This is a genomic window from Frischella sp. Ac48 (assembly GCF_019641635.1).
Taxonomy (GTDB): domain Bacteria; phylum Pseudomonadota; class Gammaproteobacteria; order Enterobacterales; family Orbaceae; genus Frischella; species Frischella japonica.
The window spans coordinates 83,395-104,114 of sequence record NZ_JAETXP010000001.1 but is presented as its reverse complement, the minus strand read 5'-3'; the positions used below and the strand labels follow the sequence as shown (position 1 = coordinate 104,114).

General features: G+C 33.9%; 20 protein-coding genes. 15 read left to right on the top strand and 5 right to left on the bottom strand.

The window, feature by feature from the left end:
• Window positions 1-59 precede the first annotated feature (59 nt).
• The 12 genes from JMI89_RS00455 to nudC all read left to right on the top strand — a co-directional run bounded on the left by JMI89_RS00455 (window position 60) and on the right by nudC (window position 12,105).
• A complete protein-coding gene (locus tag JMI89_RS00455) occupies window positions 60-305 on the top strand; it encodes a FeoA family protein (RefSeq protein ID WP_187755571.1) in 246 nt (81 codons plus the stop codon).
• Window positions 305-2,638 (top strand): Fe(2+) transporter permease subunit FeoB, encoded by a 2,334-nt coding sequence (gene feoB / locus JMI89_RS00450; protein ID WP_220679034.1) that lies wholly within the window; start codon window positions 305-307, stop codon window positions 2,636-2,638. Before JMI89_RS00455 ends, feoB begins: the two co-directional genes overlap by 1 nt.
• A gap of 85 nt (window positions 2,639-2,723) precedes the next feature.
• A complete protein-coding gene (locus JMI89_RS00445; RefSeq protein ID WP_187755569.1) occupies window positions 2,724-2,957 on the top strand; it encodes a FeoC-like transcriptional regulator in 234 nt (77 codons plus the stop codon).
• 396 nt (window positions 2,958-3,353) lie between these two features.
• Window positions 3,354-3,809, top strand: coding sequence for a hypothetical protein (locus JMI89_RS00440; protein ID WP_187755568.1), 456 nt, complete (start codon window positions 3,354-3,356; stop codon window positions 3,807-3,809).
• A 437-nt stretch (window positions 3,810-4,246) separates the two neighbouring features.
• Entirely contained in the window at window positions 4,247-6,391 is a 2,145-nt protein-coding gene (aas, locus tag JMI89_RS00435; protein ID WP_220679033.1) for a bifunctional acyl-ACP--phospholipid O-acyltransferase/long-chain-fatty-acid--ACP ligase, read from the top strand.
• 68 nt (window positions 6,392-6,459) lie between these two features.
• Window positions 6,460-7,638, top strand: a complete 1,179-nt coding sequence (lplT, locus tag JMI89_RS00430) for a lysophospholipid transporter LplT (protein WP_220679032.1) — start codon at window positions 6,460-6,462, stop codon at window positions 7,636-7,638.
• A gap of 59 nt (window positions 7,639-7,697) precedes the next feature.
• A complete protein-coding gene (murQ, locus tag JMI89_RS00425; RefSeq protein WP_187755565.1) occupies window positions 7,698-8,618 on the top strand; it encodes an N-acetylmuramic acid 6-phosphate etherase in 921 nt (306 codons plus the stop codon).
• A gap of 158 nt (window positions 8,619-8,776) precedes the next feature.
• Window positions 8,777-8,917: a 50S ribosomal protein L34 gene (gene rpmH, locus JMI89_RS00420; protein WP_039105005.1), complete on the top strand. Its 141-nt coding sequence runs from the start codon at window positions 8,777-8,779 to the stop codon at window positions 8,915-8,917.
• 47 nt (window positions 8,918-8,964) lie between these two features.
• Window positions 8,965-9,294: a ribonuclease P protein component gene (gene rnpA / locus JMI89_RS00415; protein WP_220679031.1), complete on the top strand. Its 330-nt coding sequence runs from the start codon at window positions 8,965-8,967 to the stop codon at window positions 9,292-9,294.
• A complete protein-coding gene (gene yidD / locus JMI89_RS00410; RefSeq protein ID WP_187755564.1) occupies window positions 9,255-9,572 on the top strand; it encodes a membrane protein insertion efficiency factor YidD in 318 nt (105 codons plus the stop codon). Before rnpA ends, yidD begins: the two co-directional genes overlap by 40 nt.
• Window positions 9,562-11,187: a membrane protein insertase YidC gene (gene yidC / locus JMI89_RS00405; RefSeq protein WP_187755563.1), complete on the top strand. Its 1,626-nt coding sequence runs from the start codon at window positions 9,562-9,564 to the stop codon at window positions 11,185-11,187. The genes yidD and yidC overlap by 11 nt, the downstream gene beginning before the upstream one ends.
• A gap of 123 nt (window positions 11,188-11,310) precedes the next feature.
• On the top strand, window positions 11,311-12,105 hold the full coding sequence (gene nudC / locus JMI89_RS00400; protein WP_187755562.1) for an NAD(+) diphosphatase: 795 nt from the start codon (window positions 11,311-11,313) through the stop codon (window positions 12,103-12,105).
• A gap of 21 nt (window positions 12,106-12,126) precedes the next feature.
• Here nudC and argR read toward each other — a convergent pair whose 3' ends face one another.
• Window positions 12,127-12,597 carry a transcriptional regulator ArgR gene (gene argR, locus JMI89_RS00395; RefSeq protein ID WP_187755561.1) on the bottom strand — a complete coding sequence of 157 codons (471 nt, stop codon included), beginning with the start codon at window positions 12,595-12,597 and terminating at the stop codon, window positions 12,127-12,129.
• A 119-nt stretch (window positions 12,598-12,716) separates the two neighbouring features.
• Window positions 12,717-13,292, bottom strand: coding sequence for a molybdopterin adenylyltransferase (gene mog / locus JMI89_RS00390; protein WP_187755756.1), 576 nt, complete (start codon window positions 13,290-13,292; stop codon window positions 12,717-12,719).
• 191 nt (window positions 13,293-13,483) lie between these two features.
• Here mog and JMI89_RS00385 point away from each other — a divergent pair, with 191 nt between their 5' ends.
• From JMI89_RS00385 to JMI89_RS00375, 3 genes are all read left to right on the top strand, one after another.
• Window positions 13,484-13,912, top strand: a complete 429-nt coding sequence (locus tag JMI89_RS00385) for a universal stress protein (protein WP_187755560.1) — start codon at window positions 13,484-13,486, stop codon at window positions 13,910-13,912.
• Window positions 13,913-14,233: 321 nt separating this feature from the next.
• Window positions 14,234-14,425, top strand: a complete 192-nt coding sequence (tatA, locus tag JMI89_RS00380; RefSeq protein ID WP_187755559.1) for a twin-arginine translocase TatA/TatE family subunit — start codon at window positions 14,234-14,236, stop codon at window positions 14,423-14,425.
• An 820-nt stretch (window positions 14,426-15,245) separates the two neighbouring features.
• Window positions 15,246-16,133 (top strand): endonuclease/exonuclease/phosphatase family protein, encoded by an 888-nt coding sequence (locus JMI89_RS00375; protein ID WP_187755558.1) that lies wholly within the window; start codon window positions 15,246-15,248, stop codon window positions 16,131-16,133.
• A gap of 889 nt (window positions 16,134-17,022) precedes the next feature.
• Here the strand turns inward: JMI89_RS00375 and fucO are convergent.
• Genes fucO through JMI89_RS00360 form a run of 3 tightly spaced genes read right to left on the bottom strand, consistent with a single transcriptional unit; the run spans window position 17,023 to window position 20,695 of the window.
• Window positions 17,023-18,177 (bottom strand): lactaldehyde reductase, encoded by a 1,155-nt coding sequence (gene fucO, locus JMI89_RS00370; protein WP_187755557.1) that lies wholly within the window; start codon window positions 18,175-18,177, stop codon window positions 17,023-17,025.
• Window positions 18,178-18,230: 53 nt separating this feature from the next.
• Window positions 18,231-19,280, bottom strand: coding sequence for a 2-hydroxyacid dehydrogenase (locus tag JMI89_RS00365; protein ID WP_187755556.1), 1,050 nt, complete (start codon window positions 19,278-19,280; stop codon window positions 18,231-18,233).
• Window positions 19,277-20,695: a PTS galactitol transporter subunit IIC gene (locus JMI89_RS00360; RefSeq protein ID WP_187755555.1), complete on the bottom strand. Its 1,419-nt coding sequence runs from the start codon at window positions 20,693-20,695 to the stop codon at window positions 19,277-19,279. Before JMI89_RS00360 ends, JMI89_RS00365 begins: the two co-directional genes overlap by 4 nt.
• Between the last annotated feature and the right edge of the window lie 25 nt (window positions 20,696-20,720).

The following is a 20,720-nucleotide window of genomic DNA, read 5'->3' as shown; positions in this document are numbered from 1 at the left end:
AAGAATAATTCGCATTCATTATTAGATGTGATAATTAATATTCTTTAGGAATTTATAAAATGGTTACAGCTCTACTTACGCTTGATCAGCTTGCTTATGGTAAGCAAGCCGTGATAGTTAAGTTACTTCCACAATCAACACCTTTTCGCCGTAAATTATTAGCAATGGGTATTACGCCAGGTTGTAAAGTTTTAGTAGTACGCTCGGCACCATTAGGCGATCCACTCGAAATTGAAATGCGGGGATTTTTTCTTAGTCTACGTCGTAAAGAAGCAGCAGCAATTGTGGTAAAGGAACTGAGTTAATGAATATCGCATTAATTGGCAATCCCAACTGTGGTAAAACAACGTTATTTAATTTATTAACAGGCGCCACACAGCGGGTAGGTAATTGGCCAGGGGTCACGGTTGAACGTAAAACAGGTATTTTTCATTATCACCAACAGCAATACACGATTATTGATTTACCTGGTACTTACGCAATTGATAGTAACAGTCAAACCACCTCACAAGATGAGATGATAACTCGTGATTATGTATTATCCTCATCTAATGATGTGATTATTAATATCATTGATGCAACCAATTTACAGCGAAGTTTGTATTTAACTTATCAGCTTATTGATTTAAACAAGCCCATTATTGTTGTTTTAAATATGATTGATGCGCTAGATGCTCTTGGTGAGCATATCAATGAAGCAGAATTAACAAAATTAATAGGCTGTCCAGTAGTCGCTATTTCTGCCAGTAAAAAACAGGGCTTAAAATCTCTGTATCAAGCGATTGAAAATTATGTTCAATCCCCCGATCATCATTACTCAGCAGTTGCCACCTTAGCGCCAGTGCAGGAAACTATTCTGACTAATTTTCTAACGATGTGCCCAGAATCAAGCCAATTCATGCATCTGAATCGTTGGCAATTATTAGAAGTCATGATCGATCATCGTGATATGAGATTAAATCAGGAAGAATTAGCCGCTATTGATCATTGTCGACATGAATTAGCTCGATGGTGTGATAATGAAGTTGATGTTGCTTTGGCAAGTAGTCGTTATGAAATTATTGACCAAGTTTGTAAAACCGTCATTGATACACCTCGTGAAGCAAGTATCTCTTTGTCGGCAAAGATCGATAAAATAGTGTTAGGTCGTATCACCGGAGTTCCGTGTTTTTTAGTAATCCTATATTTCATGTTTATGATTGCTGTTAAATTCGGTTCCGTTTTCATTGATTTTTTTGATGGCTTATTTGCAGCAATATTTGTCGATGGCTTGAGCCAGCTTTTAGCAAGCTTAGGAGCGTCAGAGGGGTTAATTGTTATTTTAGCCAATGGTATTGGTAGTGGTATTCAAACTGTTGCCAGTTTTATACCAGTAATCGCAGCAATGTTCTTCTGTTTGTCCTTTCTAGAAGATTCAGGTTATTTAGCGCGTGCTGCGATGGTCGTTGATCGCGGTATGCGAGTAATTGGCCTACCAGGTAAAGCATTTGTTCCCATGCTAGTTGGTTTTGGTTGTGGCGTGCCGGCAATTATGGGAACGCGAACCTTAGAAAATACACGTGATAGGATCATGTCAATTTGTATGATTCCTTTTATGTCATGTAATGCACGTTTACCGGTATATGTGTTATTGGCAGTGATTTTTTTTCCTAATCATGCCGCTTCAGTCGTTTTAATCTTATATTTACTGGGGATTTTAGTTGCTATTATTACCGGATTTGTACTTAAGTTTACCTTGTTAAAAGGTGAAATTACGCCATTTATCATGGAACTGCCGGTTTATCGCATACCTACTTTAAAAAGTATGTTGCATTTAACTTGGCAGCGCTTAAAAAGTTTTATCTTGCGAGCTGGCAAGGCGATTGTTTTAATGGTGACTGTATTAAGTATTCTTAATTCGTTAAGCACAAACGGAACATTTGGTAACGAAAATTCAGCGCACTCTTTACTGGCTGTGGTCAGTCAAAAATTGACGCCGGTTTTTGCGCCAATGGGGGTGAGTGAACAAAATTGGCCAGCAACTGTCGGTATCTTTACCGGAATTTTTGCTAAAGAATCGGTTATTGCTTCGCTTAATTCTTTATATGCTATTGAAGGAAGTAAAAATCCCCACGATGAAACAGCTGGCAATGTATTGGATGACATCAAGGCAGCATGCTTAACCATACCCAACAATTTAGCTGAACTGGCTGATTCATTTCTTGATCCTATTGGATTATCTCAAGCCCAGCAAGATATTACTAGCGTGCAAGATGAATTTGCAATGGATGATCATACTATTAGTACAATCAGCTCATCCTTTGGTTCTCAGCCTGCTGCAATGGCATATTTAATTTTTATCTTGCTCTATACTCCGTGTGTAGCAGCATTAGGCGCGGTTTACCGAGAAGCAGGAACTCGATGGATGTTCTTTGTTGCGTTGTGGACATTTTTCATTGCTTGGTTGTGTGCTACGGGCTATTATCAGTTTAATTTATTAACAGTTTCGAAATATGCCATTTATTGGTTGCTTGGACTCGCGTTTTTATTCATTATCATTGTAGGTTTGATGAAATTTCTTGGTCGCTTTACGATTTTTACTTCATCCCTGTTAAAGAACGCTTCATCTAAATGTAATGATACAAATCATTGCTGTTGATCTTTTTGTTTTTTTAATTAACTTTTATATAAGATAAAACATAATATTCGGTTATGTTTTATCGAAAGAGATATTGCTGATGTTAATGACTGATATTTACCAGTATATTGAATTAAAAGGTAGAGTGAGTTTATTAGATTTATCTCGCCATTTTCACATTAAAGAAAGCGCACTGATACAAATGTTGGATTTTTGGGTCAAAAAGGGGAAACTGACGGCTACAAATCTGACGACATCAGTTTGTGTTGGTAATAAAACATGTGCAGATTGCCATAGCTGTAGTGAGAGTGCATTTCTATTTTATATGCGAAATCATTAAGCATCTTATATGATAATAAATGCAGCATATTTTTAATAACCCATTATAGGAAATATATTGATTCTAAAGAAAATTATCTGCTATTTTAATCCCGTATTTAATGAAATAGAATGGTAAAATTAAGATTTGGTTTCTTATTTATAAATGTTTTAAGCGGTTGTAACGTATTGGATAAAATATAAATTTTTAAATAATGATGAATTTAATTATTTTTATCGGATGATAAAAGATAACATTAAAGGAAATCAGACTAAAACTGTCTCAAAATATCATAAGATAATCATTTCGTTCATTATATGTTATAAACTCATTATTTTGCTTATTAATCAATTTATAGTTATCCAATATTGTTTTCCAATGTAATATAGTCAAAACGGTTTTAAAGGGATTAACAAAGTGATTCATAGAATAAAAGCATCTATTATTAATATTTTATTTTCCTTTTTCATTTTATTAGTTTTGGTAAGTTATTCTTATGCCGAGATAAGTAAAAATCGATCTCATTTTGATTGTTTTCTTGTTCCATCTGAATCACACATAAAACACGCTAATTTTGCTGATCATTATCTAATTAAAACATATGGATGTGGTGGTGGAGCAATTTGTGGTGAGATAAAAAATTTATTAACAAACCAAGTTATTGGTTTACCAAATGCTTATTTAATTGAGGATGAGAATGGACAAAATGAATTTTCAATTGACTATCGTTTAAATAGTAGCTTGGTAATTATTTCTGGTATTGCTGCTGATCCTAATGAGGATGAAGAAGGTTATGCAAAACGGTATTATCATTTTATTGATGACAAACTGCAATTAATCTCTTTAGCAACGTTTACCTATCGTTGTGAATGATATTAAAAATTTTAACAGCTTACCCAAATAAATAATAAAAAACATAAAAATTCATTATCAATAATTTTGATTAAATATTTAATTTGAACGTGATATCTCTATGTATTTTTACAACAGGTAAGTATTTACCATTTTAATAAATTCTTTTTGTTGCCTAATGATTAGCTCATTATGCTTTTACGAGATGTCTTTCGTAATGTTTCAGGTTATTAAAGCAACTAATATAGGTTTTATTTTAATCAAACAAGGTGCTAAGTAATTGCAAAACAATTTTAATATGATTCGTTTATTTATCAATTAATTAAGATATCATGTGAATTATTATTGTGCTAATTTCGGTTTGTTTTTGTCCATTTTCGTTTATAAAATACTTGATCGGGATTTTTTTATCTTTATTATCGTTTATGTGCAATGTTGCATGAAATTGAGAACATCTCATGGTATTTAAGATAATCAAAATCATTTTAAAATTCCTTTTTCAGGTTCAAGTTAAAGGTAATCTTAATCATTTCAATAACGAAAAAATTCTTATTACTTCAAATCATGTTTCTTTTCTGGATGGTATTTTATTAGGGGTATTTTTGCCGGTACGTCCAGTTTTTGCAATTTATTCTGGTTATATTGATCATTGGTTGGTGAAATTGGCAAAACGTTTTGTCGATTTTGTGCCAATGGATCCGACTAAACCTATGGCAATAAAAAAATTAGTACGAGAAATCGCTAAAGGTCGGCCTATTGTTGTTTTTCCAGAAGGTCGAATCACCATTACCGGTTCGCTAATGAAAATTTATGATGGTGCTGCTTTTGTTGCGGCAAAATCAAATGCGACTATTGTTCCGGTTTGGATTGAAGGCGCTGAATTTACACTTACCAGTCGCTTAAAGGGGGTGTTTAAACGCCGTTTATTTCCTAAAATTATCATTCATGTATTAGAACCGAAACATATTGCTATGCCAGATGTTGCTAAAGCAAGTGAACGTCGTTATATCGCCGGTGAAAAATTACATCAGATTATGATGGAAGCCAGGATGGAAAGTCGGCCTAAATTAACGCTATTTAATGCCTTTTTAGAGGCCCAAGCACGATATGGGGCAAGTTCTTATGTGATGCAAGATCCAACCACTAAGCAATTATCATACCGTAAATTATTACAACAAACATTAGGGATGAGTTGCATTATTGAAAAAATTAGCCAAAAAAACGAAAGAGTTGGCGTCTTATTACCTAATGCAGTGATTAGTGTTTCGACAATTTTAGCATTATCATTAAAGCATCGTATTCCGGCCATGTTAAATTATACGGCAGGGGAAAAAGGTTTAAATTGTGCTGTTGAAGCGGCTGAAATTAAAACCATAATCACTTCCCGAAAATTTTTAATTAAAGGAAAAATCGACAATCTGCTTGAGGAAATCAAAGGTGTTAAATGGTATTTTCTTGAGGATTTAAAAGATTCATTAACTGTTTCAGATAAATTATGGGTAATTCTCCATCAATTTATTCCTCGTTTGCTCAAACGTTCCCAAGATTGTAATGATGAAGCGATAGTTTTATTTACCTCTGGTTCAGAAGGAAATCCCAAAGGTGTGGTGCATTCTCATGCTAGTTTACTGGCAAATGTTGAACAAATTCGTAGTGTGATTGATCCGATGCCAAGCGATCGTTTTATGTCGGCATTACCCTTATTTCATGCTTTTGGTCTCACAGCTGGATTGTTGTTACCGGTATTTTCAGGCAGTAAAACCTTTCTTTACCCTAATCCTTTACATTATAAAATGGTGCCCGAAATCATTTACGATCAAAACTGTACGGTATTATTTGGTACACCGACATTTTTAGCAAATTATGCTCGTTATGCTCACCCTTATGATTTTATGCGCTTACGTTATGTAGTAGCGGGTGCCGAAAAGTTGGCCGACAGTATCAAAGAAATTTGGAAAACTAAATTTGGTATTCGAATTCTGGAAGGTTATGGGGTTACGGAATGTGCGCCAGTTGTAGCCTTAAATGTGCCAATGGCTTACAAAGAAGGAACTGTTGGCCGACCTTTACCTGGTATTATCACCCGATTAATTAAAATCCTTGGCATTGAGCAAGGAGGGCGACTGCAATTACAAGGTCCTAACATCATGAAAGGATACTTATTAGTAGATAATCCTGGGCAGCTAGTCGTACCAACGGCAATTGATAATGATGGAAAGGTATGCCGTGGTTGGTATGATACGGGGGATATTGTTGATATTGATAATAACGGTTTTATATCAATTAAAGGACGATTAAAACGTTTTGCGAAAATTGCAGGTGAAATGGTGTCGCTGGAAAGTGTTGAAGCGATTGCAAAAGCAGTGGATGCAACCGCAATGCATGGCGCAACGATTAAACATGATTCAGCAAAAGGTGAGGCAATCGTTTTATTTACTACATCAGAAAATTTATCCCGAGAAAAACTATCCCAAGCTGCGCAAACGTTGGGTATTCCTGCTATAGCAGTACCTCGTGATATTCGGATCATCAAACAATTACCACTACTTGGAACGGGCAAGATTGATTTTGTTACGTTACAAAAAATGATAGAAGTTAATTAAGATATTTTAATCTAATCTCAATATTAGTCGTTATGTCGTGTTAGCATGACGGCTAATTAGGAGTGGTTATGACTAATCAAAAATTATTAACCCGTGGTATGGTTGCGACGTTATTGGCGCAATTTTTCTCAGCATTTAGTGATAATGCATTACTTTTTGCAATTCTCGCTTTATTGAAGCAACTACAATATCCTGATTGGAGTAAACCGGTTTTACAAATGGTTTTTGTCATTGCTTTTATTATAACAGCACCCTTTGTGGGGCAAATTGCCGATCGGTTTTCTAAGGGTCGTGTAATGCTAATAGCAAATAGTCTAAAATTTATGGGTGCAGCAATTATCTGCGTGGGGATAAATCCATTTATTGGTTATGTGATTGTCGGAATTGGAGCCGCCGGTTACTCTCCCGCTAAATATGGCATCTTAGGTGAATTAACGAGTGGTGATAATTTAGTAAAAGCAAATGGTTTAATTGAAGCTTCTACCATTGCCGCTATTTTGTTAGGTAGTGTTGCCGGTGGTTATATTGCCGATCTTAATGTCGTCGCTTCATTAATAACTTGTGTGATAGTTTTTGTCATTGCTATGATTGCTAATTTATTTATACCTAAACTCCCCGCAGCGAAAAAAGATACATCTTGGCATTTTTGGTATATGTTTAAAAATTTTATTGCTGGCGTTCAAAATTTATATAGTCAACCCTTAGCGAGAATGACTTTACTTGGAACCAGTTTATTTTGGGGCGCAGGTGTAACATTACGTTTTTTATTAATTGATTGGGTACCACTCGTTTTGGGAATCACAGATAATAAAACACCTACAATTCTCAATGCTGTTGTTTCAGTAGGAATTGTTTTGGGAGCCGGACTTGCGGCAAAATTCATTAGTCTTAATAATACCGTACGCTGTATTCCAGCAGGAATTTTAATGGGTATTGTTGTAACGTGTTTTAGTATTCAGTCAACCATGGTTACGTCTTATATTTTACTGGTTACTATCGGTATGTTTGGTGGATTTTTCCTGGTTCCGCTTAATGCATTATTACAACATTTAGGTAAACAAACAGTAGGGGCCGGAAGTGCGATTTCCGTACAAAATTTTAGTGAATATAGTTCAATGATGGTGATGTTAGGCGTTTACTCATTAACTGTGGCATTAGATATTTCGACGATTTGGATTGGTGCGTGCTTTGGGATATTATTTGCATTTGTGATTACTTTGCTATGGATTTGGCAAAACAAACAATAATTGTACATCGTTGTTGATACACAATTTTATCATAATAATCTCTGTTTATAGGTTTTTTTATGCCATATTTAGATTTATCCAAAATGGTAACGGAAAGTTGTAATTCAGTTAGCCAAAATATTGATCAACTTGCAACACTTGATATCTTAAAAGTGATTAATAATGAAGATAAAACAGTGGCCTTAGCAGTTGAAAAAGTCTTACCGTATATTGCTCAAGCGGTTGAACATATTGTGGCAACCTTTGCCAAACATGGTCGACTTATCTATATCGGTGCAGGCACTTCAGGTCGTTTAGGTATTTTAGATGCAAGTGAGTGTCCTCCTACTTATGGTACTTCACCTGAACAAGTGATCGGAATTATTGCCGGGGGGGCATCGGCTGTGTTTAAGGCAGTTGAAAACATTGAAGATAAACCAGAACAAGGCCAAGCTGATCTGCAATCGATTAATTTTAGTAATAATGATATTTTAGTTGGCATTGCTGCTAGTGGCAGAACGCCATACGTAATTGGTGCAATGAAATACGCAAAAAAACAAGGAGCAATGGTAATCAGCCTTTGCTGTAATCCCAATGCTCAAATGATTTCTTTAGCTGATATTGCTATTACACCAGTGGTAGGTGCTGAAGTTATTACAGGTTCATCACGAATGAAAGCCGGTACAGCACAAAAGATGGTTCTTAATATGTTAACGACAGCGAGTATGATCAAAATCGGTAAAGTTTTTGGTAATTTAATGGTTGATGTTGAAGCAACTAATGCCAAATTGGTTGAAAGACAAATCAATATTGTGATGCAAGCAACCGATTGTTCACGTGAGCAAGCGATTAAAGCCTTAGAACAATGTAAGCGACATTGCAAAACGGCAATTATTATGCTCTTAATGGATCTCGATGCATGCAATGCGAAATTATTATTAGATAGGCATAATGGGAAAGTCGTGAATGTTTTGGCAAATAAAAATGAGTCAATATCTTAATCGATTTGACCAGATAATTTTATTGAATATCTCAGCAAAAGCGATAAAGTGCATTGACTATTAGCTAATTTATCTCTATAATTCCGACCTCTTTTAGGTAATTAGGGTGGATTTTACATCTGCCAATTTAATAAAATTAGATTTAGGTATAAATCATCATGAAACGTACATTTCAACCATCAGTTTTAAAACGTAACCGTACTCATGGTTTTCGTGCTCGTATGGCTACTAAAAATGGTCGCCAAGTATTAGCTCGTCGTCGCGCTAAAGGTCGCGCTCGTTTAACAGTATCAAGCTAATATAAAGTTGAGTGATTAATCAACTCTCCTTTGAACGGGAGTTACGTTTGTTAACTCCCAACCATTTTAACCATGTTTTTAGTCAATCACTAAGAGTTGGCTCCCCTTATATCACTTTTGTGTTTAGAAAAAATGATATTGATCACCCTCGGTTAGGTTTTGCTATTGCAAAAAAACAAGTTAAACGAGCTCATGAACGAAATCGTTTAAAAAGAGTGGTTAGGGAAGATTTTCGATTGAAACAAAAACAAATTCCTGCTGTTGACATTGTGGTTATGGCTCGAACTGCTGCTGTAGCGTTAGATAATAAAGAAATTCGAACGATATTAGATAAATTATGGCAACGTCTCCTTTCCATTCAACAAAACAAAAGCTGAGTTTTATTTTATCGCAAATTAATTTATGCTTAGCAAATTGCTTTATAATACTTATTCGTTGTTATCAGCATTTTATCAGTCCGTTACTCGGACCACATTGTCGCTTTACTCCAACATGTTCTCAATATGCTATTATTGCATTTAAACGTTTTGGATTGGTAAAAGGAAGTTGGCTAACTTTGAAACGTGTATTAAAATGTCATCCTTTAAATGATGGTGGCGAAGATCCAGTTCCACCTAAATCGAACATGATAGAGAAAAAAACTAATGGCAGCTAAACGTAATATTTTACTTATTGCATTCCTCACTGTTTCTTTTTTAATTTGGCAAGCTTGGGAGCGGGATCATGCGCCAAAGCCAAAAATAGAAAATCAATTAACCGAACAAATAATAAACAATGATTCAGTTTCAGTGAATACGACCGCTAAAAGCATTACTATTAAATCTGATGTACTGTCTTTAAAAGTTAATACTTATGGCGGTGATGTGCAATCAGCCGAATTGTTAAAGTATGATCAATCTCTCGATTCTCATACACCATTCCAGTTACTAACAGCAAAACCGGATTTTGTTTATATCGCTGAAAGTGGTTTAACTGGTAATGATGGTCCTGATAATGCAAATAAAGCTTCACGACCGCTTTATCAAACTCAGCAAGATGAATATGTATTAGCTGATGGACAAAATGAATTGCGTGTTCCACTAACTTACGTTAAAGATGGCATCACATATACCAAAGTATATACTTTAAAACGCGGCGATTATGCCATTGATGTGAGTTATGAAATTAACAATCAAAGTGCGGCACCGATTGAAGTAGCTATGTATGGTCAATTGAAGCAAACCATAGACTTACCACATGATGCAGTATCTGAAGGTGGCAGTGGTTTAGGGCTAAGTGTTTTCCGTGGAGCAGCTTACTCTAGCTCAAGCACAAATTACAGCAAATATAGTTTTGATGATATCAAAGATGAAAACTTATCAATCAAAACGCAAACCGGTTGGATTGCGATGTTACAACACTATTTTGCTTCTGCTTGGATCCCAACCCAAGATCAAGAAAATCTACTTTATACACGAGCAACAAATAATAATACGCAAGCGACTGTTGGTTTTAGAGGGGAATATACCACTATAGCTAGTGGCGCTCAGCAAACCATAAAAGCGAAATTATGGCTAGGTCCTGAATTACAGAACGAACTTCAACAAACCGCGCAACATTTAGATTTAATCGTTGATTATGGGTGGTTATGGTTTTTATCGCAACCGCTATTCCATTTGTTAAAACTTATTCAAGGATTTGTTTCTAACTGGGGTGTTGCAATTATTATTATTACGTTTATTGTGCGTGGTATTTTATTCCCATTAACACGTACGCAATATCGTTCATTAGCAAAAATGAAGTTATTACAACCACGTTTACAAGCCTTGAAGGAACGTTATGGCGATGACCATAAAAAAGTCGGGCAGGAAACAATGGAGCTTTATCGTCAAGAAAAAGTGAACCCATTAGGTGGTTGTTTGCCTGTTATCATTCAAATGCCAATTTTCTTATCTTTATTTTATATGTTAGGTAATACGGTAGAATTACGTCATGCACCATTTATGTTATGGATTAATGATTTATCGGCACAAGATCCTTATTATATTCTGCCATTAATTATGGGATTGACTATGTATTTAATCCAAAAAATGTCACCGACAACGGTAACGGATCCAATGCAGCAGAAAATAATGACGTTTATGCCGGTTATTTTTACAGTGTTTTTCTTATGGTTCCCGTCCGGATTAGTTGTATACTATATTGTGAGTAATTTATTTACAATCGTACAACAAAGGATCATTTACTGGGAGCTCGAAAAGAAAGGGCTTCATGAGAGAAAGAAAAAATAGTAAATATTTAAGGCAGAGTGAATTCTGCCTTAATTTTTAGTGATTTAGTCTTATCATTTATAACCTACCGAAAAATAATGTAGGTTATGTTAACCATAATAAATATAAGAGATAATAAATGTCATGCAACCACAATTTGAATTAACAGGGAAAGAGCAAGGTTACTGGTTTATTAGTCATTATGGACGTCTATGGCTACCTAATGGCGAAGTTCCAATGGGGCTAGCTAGTCAGTTTGGATTAACTAATAAAAAAGCATTAGCAATTGGTGAATGGCAAGGTCAATCGGCATGGTTAGTTTGTCAAAATATGCCACAGAATATGAGCTCGATTCGCACATTACTGAGTAGTTCAGATCAAACGTTATTTTTATTGGCTGGAAGAGCGGTACAACTTGCCGAATTTTTCAGTTCACACAAATTTTGTGGGTGTTGTGGTCATGAAATGTATTTAAGTAAAACGGAATGGTGTTGTTTATGTTCTAATTGTCAGCAACGCTATTATCCCCAAATTTCACCGTCAATAATCGTTGCTATACGTAATAATGATAAAATTCTGTTGGCAAAACATACTCGGCATAATCAGGATAATCTCTTCACTGTATTGGCAGGATTTGTTGAAGTCGGTGAGACAATCGAACAAGCTGTAGAGCGGGAAGTTTATGAAGAATCACAGCTTCATATTAAAAATATTCGTTATGTTACATCGCAACCATGGCCATTTCCTAATTCGATGATGTTGGCTTTTATGGCAGATTACGATTATGGCGAGATCAATATTGATTCTAATGAATTAGTTACAGCAGATTGGTATCACTATAGTCAGCTACCTAAAATACCAGAATATGGTACTGTTGCTAGACGTTTAATTGAAGATACCATTGTACTTTGTCGTCAATACGAAGAGCATGACAAGTAACGAAAGATTGAGCAAGATAAATTAAAGTTCTTGCTCAAATAATTCTAAAATGATTTTATACAGTTTTTTTACTGTAAAACCATTTGTTGGGGTACTGAAAATAGTATCGTCACCAGCAATAGATCCTAAAATTCCTTCTGATTTTCCAATCGAATCCAATAAACGTGCAATAAGTTGCGCTGCGCCAGGGCTGGTTCGGATAACTACCATAGCGTGGTTATAATCAATATCTAATACAAGATTTTTTAGTGGACTTGATGTAGTTGGTACACTGATTTCTGCCGGTAAACAGTACACCATCTCCATTTTTGCATTACGTGTTCTTACGGCGCCAAATTTTGTTAACATGCGGGAAACTTTAGACTGATTTATACTATCAAAACCTTGCTCTTGTAATGCTTGAACTATTTCAATTTGCGAACTGAATTTTTCTTGTTTCAGCATTTCTCTAAATACTTTACAAAGTTCATCTTGTTTATTACGTACTGACATTAGCCACGGGCCTTATTAAAATTAAACTAATTATTTATGCAATAATTATGCATTATTTTTGCATAAATTAAAATCTTTAAATAATGGGTTAGATAAAATAGTCATAATTTATGTAGGCATTATTGAATAGCATTTTTAGGTCGAAAAGATTTTACTATATGTTCATGTGTGTCAAAATACGGACCATCAAGCAATTGTATACAATAAGGTACACTAGCAAAAATACCAGCAACAATTTGCTTACCTTGTTCGTCTTTGATGCCTTCAAGTATTTCTCTAATCGCCTTTGGTTGACCAGGAAGATTGATAATTAAACTTTGGTGGCGAATAACTGCCACTTGACGAGATAAAATAGCAGTAGGTACAAAATATAAACTGATCTGTCGCATTTGTTCACCAAAACCAGGCATAATTTTATCGGCTACGGCAATTGTGGCCTCTGGGGTAACATCACGTTTGGCTGGACCAGTGCCCCCAGTGGTTAAAATGAGATGACAATGACAATCATCAACAAGTTCAATCAATGTTTGTTCAATAATAGCTTGTTCATCAGCAATTAAACGCTTTTCCACAGTAAAATCATCTTTTAATGCTTTGTCTATCCATTCATTTAAGGTGGGAATACCCTTATCTTCATAAATGCCTGTTGAGGCGCGATCAGAAATAGAGACTAGACCAATTTTTAATATCATGATGGTTCCTATTATTGTTTTAGATTTAACATATTATATAATTATTTTAACTAAACCGTATTAAAACATTATTAGTAAATACTTTTAATAATATTGACCGAATCAATTTAACATGAATATTCAAGCCATTGAATTTGATATATACTGCATTTGTGAGAATTTTTTTAAATTAAATTTTAAATAGGGAGAAACTCATGTATAACTCTATCCTTGTTCCAGTTGATATAATTGAAAAAGATTTAACACAAAAAGTTATTCCCCATGTCGAATATTTAGCAAAATTATCTAATGCTAATGTTAAGTTTTTCCATGTACTGCCGATTTCTTCCGCTATTATTAATGCTTATTCATTTGGTATGGATGAGTTCAAAGATCAGGCTACCGTGCAAGCAGAAAATTGGCTTAAAAAGTTAATCCATGAAATTGATTTACCTAAAGAGACTCTTTCTTATTCCTTAGCATTTGGTAATCCTAGAGATGAAATTCTCACTATAGCCGAGGAAATCCAGCCAGATTTAATTATAATTGGTTCAAGACGACCGAATATTTCAAATCATCTATTGGGTTCCAATGCTGCAGGTATTGTTAGACATGCCAAAATGTCAGTATTAGTTATTCGGTAATCATTTCTTTTTTAGATAACTCGTACCAAAATATTGTGCGAGTTATATCGCCTATTATCAATAGATTTAAAGTTTTTTATGATAGCAGGGATTATGCTAATGTTAACCGTAATTAACAAACAATTATGAAGTAAATTCCATTAATTATTGTTTAATTATTAAAGATTTTTCAAGTTTATGTAAAAGTTAGAAAGATAATAGCGATTACATCACTTCAAGAATATTATATTATTTTTATATTAAATATTATCTATTTTTCGATAAGTTATCATTTAATTTTTTCAATATTGTCTTAACTTCAATAAATAAGGTTTATATATTATGATTAGTTGGCCAAAACTGTTAATTTTATTAGCAATCGCTGTGTTAGTACTGGGTACCAATCGTTTACGAACACTTGGTTCAGATCTAGGCGCAGCAATAAAAGGTTTTAAAAAAGAATTAGCGGATGATAATAAAAAAACAGATTTAGTTAAAGATGATTTTGCTAATAAAAATGATCACAATGGATAAAATCTTAACAGATATAACACTACTGATATCTTAATCTTCTGAAATTACTCGTCAAATGACTTTAATGATTTATTTATCTTGTTACGATTTTAAATAAGATTTTGATATATTCGCTTATCAGCTTGGATTATTGCATATGAAGCTTTATCTAATGTGTCACAAAATTTATCATTAATTTTGATTGATAAGAGATGTAACGTTTAAATGAAAACGGTCACATCTCTTACCAAACAAATATCACTATTAAAATTTTCGTTTGCACGATGCAATGTAAAAAACTGTCAATTCATGGAAAGATATCTTATCGATTGGCATAAGCTTGTTTATCAAAGGGTACTAATATTTTCGAAAATGATAAGCGGTAAACACCGTATGAAACTTTTGAAAAATCATCAATATTTGGGTGATGTACATAAGAAATTTTGATTTACCTTTTCAAATAGCAATAAACGATCTCAAAAAAGCTCTCTAGGATATAGTTCAATCTTTTTGTAAATTAATAAATTATATTAAGGAATTTTAAGCCGCATTTTTGATTCTTATAAAAAAGAACATAAGATTAATCGAAATAGTCTTATCTCTTAAACTCGTCTGTATCATTATAACTGATGCGTGACATTCTAATGAGCTAACCCGTTAATTAAAATAATATATTACCATTTTACTAAAGGTAATGATGTGGATAGGATATAATTGAATTCAATAGTTTGAATTTTTTAATAAAATAATTGATCGATATCACATAAATCATAAAAAATGTTTTGCTTAATATCGAAACTCTTTAATATTTATTTTAGGTTTAATTATGAAGGGGAATAAAATGAAATTAAAGTTGTTAGCTATTATTAGTAGCATTATTCTCAGTGCATCAGCTTTTGCTTCGCTGGAAGAAACAAAAGTTTTAAAAATCATTAGTTATAATGTTTATAATGGTATGAAGTTAGATGAGTCAGAAGGTAAACAGAAATTTATTGATTGGGCCAAAATCCAAGATGCTGATATTATTGCTTGGCAAGAAATGAATTTTTTTACACGTGAGAAATTAGAAACATTTGCCGCAAGTTATGGACATAAATATGCTGTACTCTTAAAAGAGTCACCGGATGATGCCGCTTTCTTTCCTGTTGCGATTACATCTAAATATCCTATCGTTAATGTTAATAAAGTTGTAGATAATTTATGGCATGGTGCGTTATTTGCTGATATTGGTGATTATCATTTTGTTGTCACGCACATGAACCCGTTTTGGACTGCAAAAAGAATTGATGAAATGAATTTAATTATTGATTCAATAAAATATAGTCGTGATCCAAATGGTAAATGGATCATTGCTGGAGATTTAAATTCCTTCTCACCCGCTGATAAGGAAGCTTATGATAAAAGTCATCTATTAAATGATATCAAGGAAAAAGAGAAAAATAGACCAATTTTAGAAAATTTAGTTAATGGTAAATTAAGTTATACGGTTCAGCAAAACCTTTTAGATGCAGGTTTCATTGATGCACTGAAATTAAAAAATCGCGAATTTATTGCAACGGCACCAACTAAAGTATTTTATGACCAAGCTTCAACTCCATTACGTTATGATTATATTTATGTTTCCCCTTCACTCGAAAAAGATGTCATTGACGTAATGGTTCTTAAAGATGAATTTACAGATAATTATTCAGATCATTATCCTGTACAGATGAAAATAAATAATAAATAACAGAAAGTGAAATAGTAAAAAGCGATGTTGTTGTAACATCGCTTTTTTATTATTGTTTGAAAATTAAAATTTTATTTAAAAGCAAAATCCCAATTGCGATGTAGATTGCAATTATAAAAACAATATATCTTATTATCCTAACCTAGGACTATTTTCTAAAAGATATAGTTAATGTTAAGTGGATGCAGCGTATGAAAGGACGATTTAAATTTTGTTAAAAGTAATAGCGTTATTAAAAAATTTGAAAAGATTGGAATTTAGTTAAATAACAAAATGTCGCTACAAGAATATAGCCTGAGAGTAATTTTAATGTTGATCTTTATCACTTTTTTATAAGTTTTAATCAAATTTGGTCTATTAAAAATGAGTTATTGCAAATGAGGGCAAAAAGTGGAATGAAATAAATTACATAAGCCTTAATGAAAAATTAAATTCCTGCTATAGCAAAAATAAAAGTATTAGAATGATGGTTAAGAAATTAGTTTTTAATTTTATTGGTTTTAATACCTATTCTTTAATTATGAGTTCAATAATAGCTTATAACTGGCATAAGGATTAGGCAGGGTATCTATATTTAAAACAATAATTGTTACGCTTGGTTTTCATATTTATCTACTATAGCGCTCACTATATGGTAATCTTATAAAATTTAGCAAAAAGCATGACAGCCTGTAGTCAAAATTATTTAGTAATATAGGTCTTGAAAGATACTATTAATCATTTTCAAGAACCTGTCAATGAATGTAGCTTTGACACTCAATATCAAAAATAAGAATATTAAGCGATGATTGTTCTAAATAACCAATGACTAAAGGAAATTATATTATTAAATAAATAGGTTAGAATTATTTCATCTAACCTATTTCATTGGAATTAAGTGGAAAAAATATTATTCATAAATTGAATAATATAATTGCTCAATTTCCTTCACATTGGTATCACGTGGATTACCACCGGTACAGACATCATCAAACGCAGCTTGCGCTAAACTAGGTATATCTTCTAATTTTACTCCAATTTCTTTTAATGAAGCTGGAATGCCAACATCTAAATTAAGTTGTTTCACTGCATTGATGGCTGCTTCTCTCGCTTGCTCTGTCGTCATATCTTTTGTTCCATGAACTCCCATCGCTTCAGCAATAGCACGATATTTGTCTGCGGTAAAATCAGCATTATAAGCCATAATATGTGGTAATAGCACAGCATTTGCTACACCATGCGGTGTGCCATAGAAGGCACCGAGAGGATGGGCCATACCATGAACCAATCCTAAACCAACATTTGAAAAGCCCATACCGGCAATATATTGACCTAGTGCCATATCTTCACAACCTTTGGCAATTCCTTTAACTGAATCACGCAAAGATCTTGAAATTACTTCGATCGCTTTTAGGTGAAACATATCTGATAACTCCCAAGCACCTTTAGTTATATAACCTTCGATGGCATGGGTGAGAGCATCTACCCCAGTAGCCGCTTTTAAGCTGGCAGGCATACTGGTCATCATATCTGAATCAATGATTGCCACAACCGGAATATCGTGCGGATCAACACATACAAATTTACGTTTCTTCTCTTCATCAGTAATAACATAATTGATTGTTACTTCCGCAGCAGTACCTGCAGTGGTTGGTATTGCGATGGTCGGTACGGCTGGCTTTTTGGTTGGTGCAACTCCTTCGAGACTACGAACATCAGCAAATTCTGGATTATTTATGATAATACCTATTGCTTTTGCCGTATCTTGTGGTGAACCTCCACCAATAGCAATAAGATAATCAGCACCGGATTGTTTAAATATTTCAACACCTTTTTGGACAATGCCGATCGTTGGATTTGGTATGACTTCATCAAAAATTTGATAACTAAATTCATTGTCATCTAATAATTTAGTGACTTTGGTGGCAACGTTAAATTTTATTAAATCTTTATCTGTGACAACTAAAGCTTTTTTAAAACCACGTTTTTTAATTTCATCGACTATATGACTAATTGAACCTGCACCAAAGTACGATGTTTCATTAAGAATCATTCTGTACATCATATGTTCTCCATATAATAATTATTGTTGACTTAAATAAAAAGCCCTTTATTAAGCTATTTAATTAACATATCACTAAAGCCTACTTGGAAATAATCATTTAGGACGTTCTTAAGTAGGTATGGTGCTTTTGGAATCGCATCTATCGTATCGCCAGCAATATGCGTTGTAAGTGTAATATTATCTAAATCGAGTAGTGGATCTCCGTGTTCAATCGGTTCAACCCAACTTACATCTAAAGCTGCTCCGGCAATTGTTTTGTTTTGTAATGCCTCAATAAGATCGGCTTTATTTAATACGCCAGCCCGTGCAGTATTAATAATATAGCTATTTGGTTTCATTTTATTAATAACATCTTTATTAATCATGTTTTCAGTTTCTGGCGATAATCGCATATGTAGTGATAAAATATCCGCTTGCTTAATAACTTGATCAAATTCCAAAAATTCAACATTTATACCTTCTTTGGCGATTTTAGATTTATCAACAAAAGGATCGAAAGCAATAACTTTAACACCTAAAGCATTTAATCTTTTGGCAACTAATTTACCAATATACCCAAGCCCAACAAGCCCAACAGTATGATTGGTTAATATTGTTTTATAAGGATCATTTGAAAAACTTTTTCGCCATTGACCATGTTTAATTTCATAATGAGCACGAGCAATATTTCTAGTTTCAGCATACATTAAACCTATGGTGAAATCTGCGACGGGTTCCGCATTTCTGATAACATGTATTAACGTAATTTTTTTCGCTCTGACACTATCAAGAGCTATATGTTCTAAACCGCCGCGGCAAGTGCCGATCAACTTGAGTTTATTAGCAGACTCAATCATGGATTTCGACACGGGAGCAATGTGTACCAACAAATAATCGGCATCTACCATTGCTTCATTTACACCATCTGGAATTGGAACACATTCTGGGCCATTTTTTTCAATTTCAAGAATTTTTTCTTGAAACTGTTCTTTTTTCAAATCTGAAAACCATTCAAATATTTTAAATTCTATTTGTTCATCACTTCCTGGAAACTGAATTTGTTTCGCAGCATCAACTAGCGTTGCCGAGCTTACTAATGCGTCGCCTATAACAACTATTTTCATTGTGATTCTCCTACTAGTTCTTCTTTATTATTAATGCCCAAAGCTTGTCTTTCTAAATAATCATGTATCGCCTCTCTCTTAAAGCGGACAAACAGATAAAATACGATGTAGACAATAACACTTAAGGCAATATAGACAGGGTTTTGGGTTAAAAAGATAATAAATAATCCACCCATTAAGTGATTGGTCATAACAGCAAAGCTACAAATTAACATAGCACCGGCCGGTAATATCACGCCAACATCTTGCGCTACAGAAGTAAATACTGGGGCTACGTTGGTAATGATGTAAAGGCCACCGACACACCAAATTGTTCCAGATATTAGCGATTTGAAAATATTCCCATTACTGATCGCAATAATCAATTCAATCATGTAAGGAATTGCAATTAAGTCAACCATTGGTAATGTTTCATTACCCGGTAAAATGATAGCTAAAATAAAAATGATAGGAATTAACAACATACCTGTGAGTAATGTTGCTGACTCACCATAACCAGCAGCATCATTAATTGCTAAGAACCAAACGCGATCTTTACTTCCTTTCTTGGCAGTTTTTCTTGATGAATCAGTTATGGTAGTGAAAGCGGATGCAAATACCCCAGCAATTTTCGGAAAAATACACATCACGGCAGCCGTTGCTACTCCAACTTTAAGCATTTCACCCCAAGCTTCAATTGTATCTAAACGCGTAAAATTGCCAGCTAAACCAATTAAGCAACCTAGTACTAGACCTAAAGATATAGGTTCACCCATAAATCCTAATTTTGCTTGAAGAGTTTGCGGATTCCACTGAACTTTATTTGCGCCAAGTTTATTTAAGATCCAATCAACAACAATAGCCAGTGGTACAGAACATACATGATGTGGCGCTGTCATGGTACACCCAGGATAACCATAATAAGTTGACCATCTTTTAGCAACAATTTCAGAACATACGAGCGAATATAGATTAGATAGAATCATTAAACCAATCGCAAGATAAATATTTCCAGTTGCAATATAAAGCATTGAGCCCCACAACATAAATGAAAAGTTATTCCACATGTCTGACGGCATGAAAATATTAGTATAACGCGTAACAAATAAAATGATTTGGAACAAAAGCCCTAATCCTAAAAAGATCATGCCAACCTGTGTTGAGTAAGCAACAACACTTGTCGCTTGCCAACCAGTATCCAAGATTCGCAATGATATACCTGAATCTTCAACCATTCTATTGATCACAGGGGTAACCACTGGTGTGTATGCCCCGATAAGCATACCAAAACCGGTTAAACCGATACCGGCATTCAATGCGGATTGAAATGCTTTTTTTACTTTAACTTTCATAATTAAAGCAATAAAGAATATGACAATGGGTACAATAATAGCTGCACCGAAAGCCCCCATAATTTTTGATAAATACTCTAACATAGATATTATCTCCTTATATTATCGG

Bases quoted from the DNA above. Each gene is read 5' to 3' on its own strand.
- rpmH (WP_039105005.1), top strand. From the start codon at position 8,777: ATGAAACGTACATTTCAACCATCAGTTTTAAAACGTAACCGTACTCAT.
- JMI89_RS00385 (WP_187755560.1), top strand. From the start codon at position 13,484: ATGTATAACTCTATCCTTGTTCCAGTTGATATAATTGAAAAAGATTTA.
- JMI89_RS00445 (WP_187755569.1), top strand. From the start codon at position 2,724: ATGACTGATATTTACCAGTATATTGAATTAAAAGGTAGAGTGAGTTTA.
- murQ (WP_187755565.1), top strand. From the start codon at position 7,698: ATGCCATATTTAGATTTATCCAAAATGGTAACGGAAAGTTGTAATTCA.
- tatA (WP_187755559.1), top strand. From the start codon at position 14,234: ATGATTAGTTGGCCAAAACTGTTAATTTTATTAGCAATCGCTGTGTTA.
- lplT (WP_220679032.1), top strand. From the start codon at position 6,460: ATGACTAATCAAAAATTATTAACCCGTGGTATGGTTGCGACGTTATTG.
- fucO (WP_187755557.1), bottom strand. From the start codon at position 18,177: ATGATGTACAGAATGATTCTTAATGAAACATCGTACTTTGGTGCAGGT.
- yidC (WP_187755563.1), top strand. From the start codon at position 9,562: ATGGCAGCTAAACGTAATATTTTACTTATTGCATTCCTCACTGTTTCT.
- feoB (WP_220679034.1), top strand. From the start codon at position 305: ATGAATATCGCATTAATTGGCAATCCCAACTGTGGTAAAACAACGTTA.
- aas (WP_220679033.1), top strand. From the start codon at position 4,247: ATGGTATTTAAGATAATCAAAATCATTTTAAAATTCCTTTTTCAGGTT.
- nudC (WP_187755562.1), top strand. From the start codon at position 11,311: ATGCAACCACAATTTGAATTAACAGGGAAAGAGCAAGGTTACTGGTTT.
- argR (WP_187755561.1), bottom strand. From the start codon at position 12,597: ATGTCAGTACGTAATAAACAAGATGAACTTTGTAAAGTATTTAGAGAA.
- JMI89_RS00455 (WP_187755571.1), top strand. From the start codon at position 60: ATGGTTACAGCTCTACTTACGCTTGATCAGCTTGCTTATGGTAAGCAA.
- JMI89_RS00375 (WP_187755558.1), top strand. From the start codon at position 15,246: ATGAAATTAAAGTTGTTAGCTATTATTAGTAGCATTATTCTCAGTGCA.
- JMI89_RS00365 (WP_187755556.1), bottom strand. From the start codon at position 19,280: ATGAAAATAGTTGTTATAGGCGACGCATTAGTAAGCTCGGCAACGCTA.
- JMI89_RS00360 (WP_187755555.1), bottom strand. From the start codon at position 20,695: ATGTTAGAGTATTTATCAAAAATTATGGGGGCTTTCGGTGCAGCTATT.
- yidD (WP_187755564.1), top strand. From the start codon at position 9,255: ATGGCAACGTCTCCTTTCCATTCAACAAAACAAAAGCTGAGTTTTATT.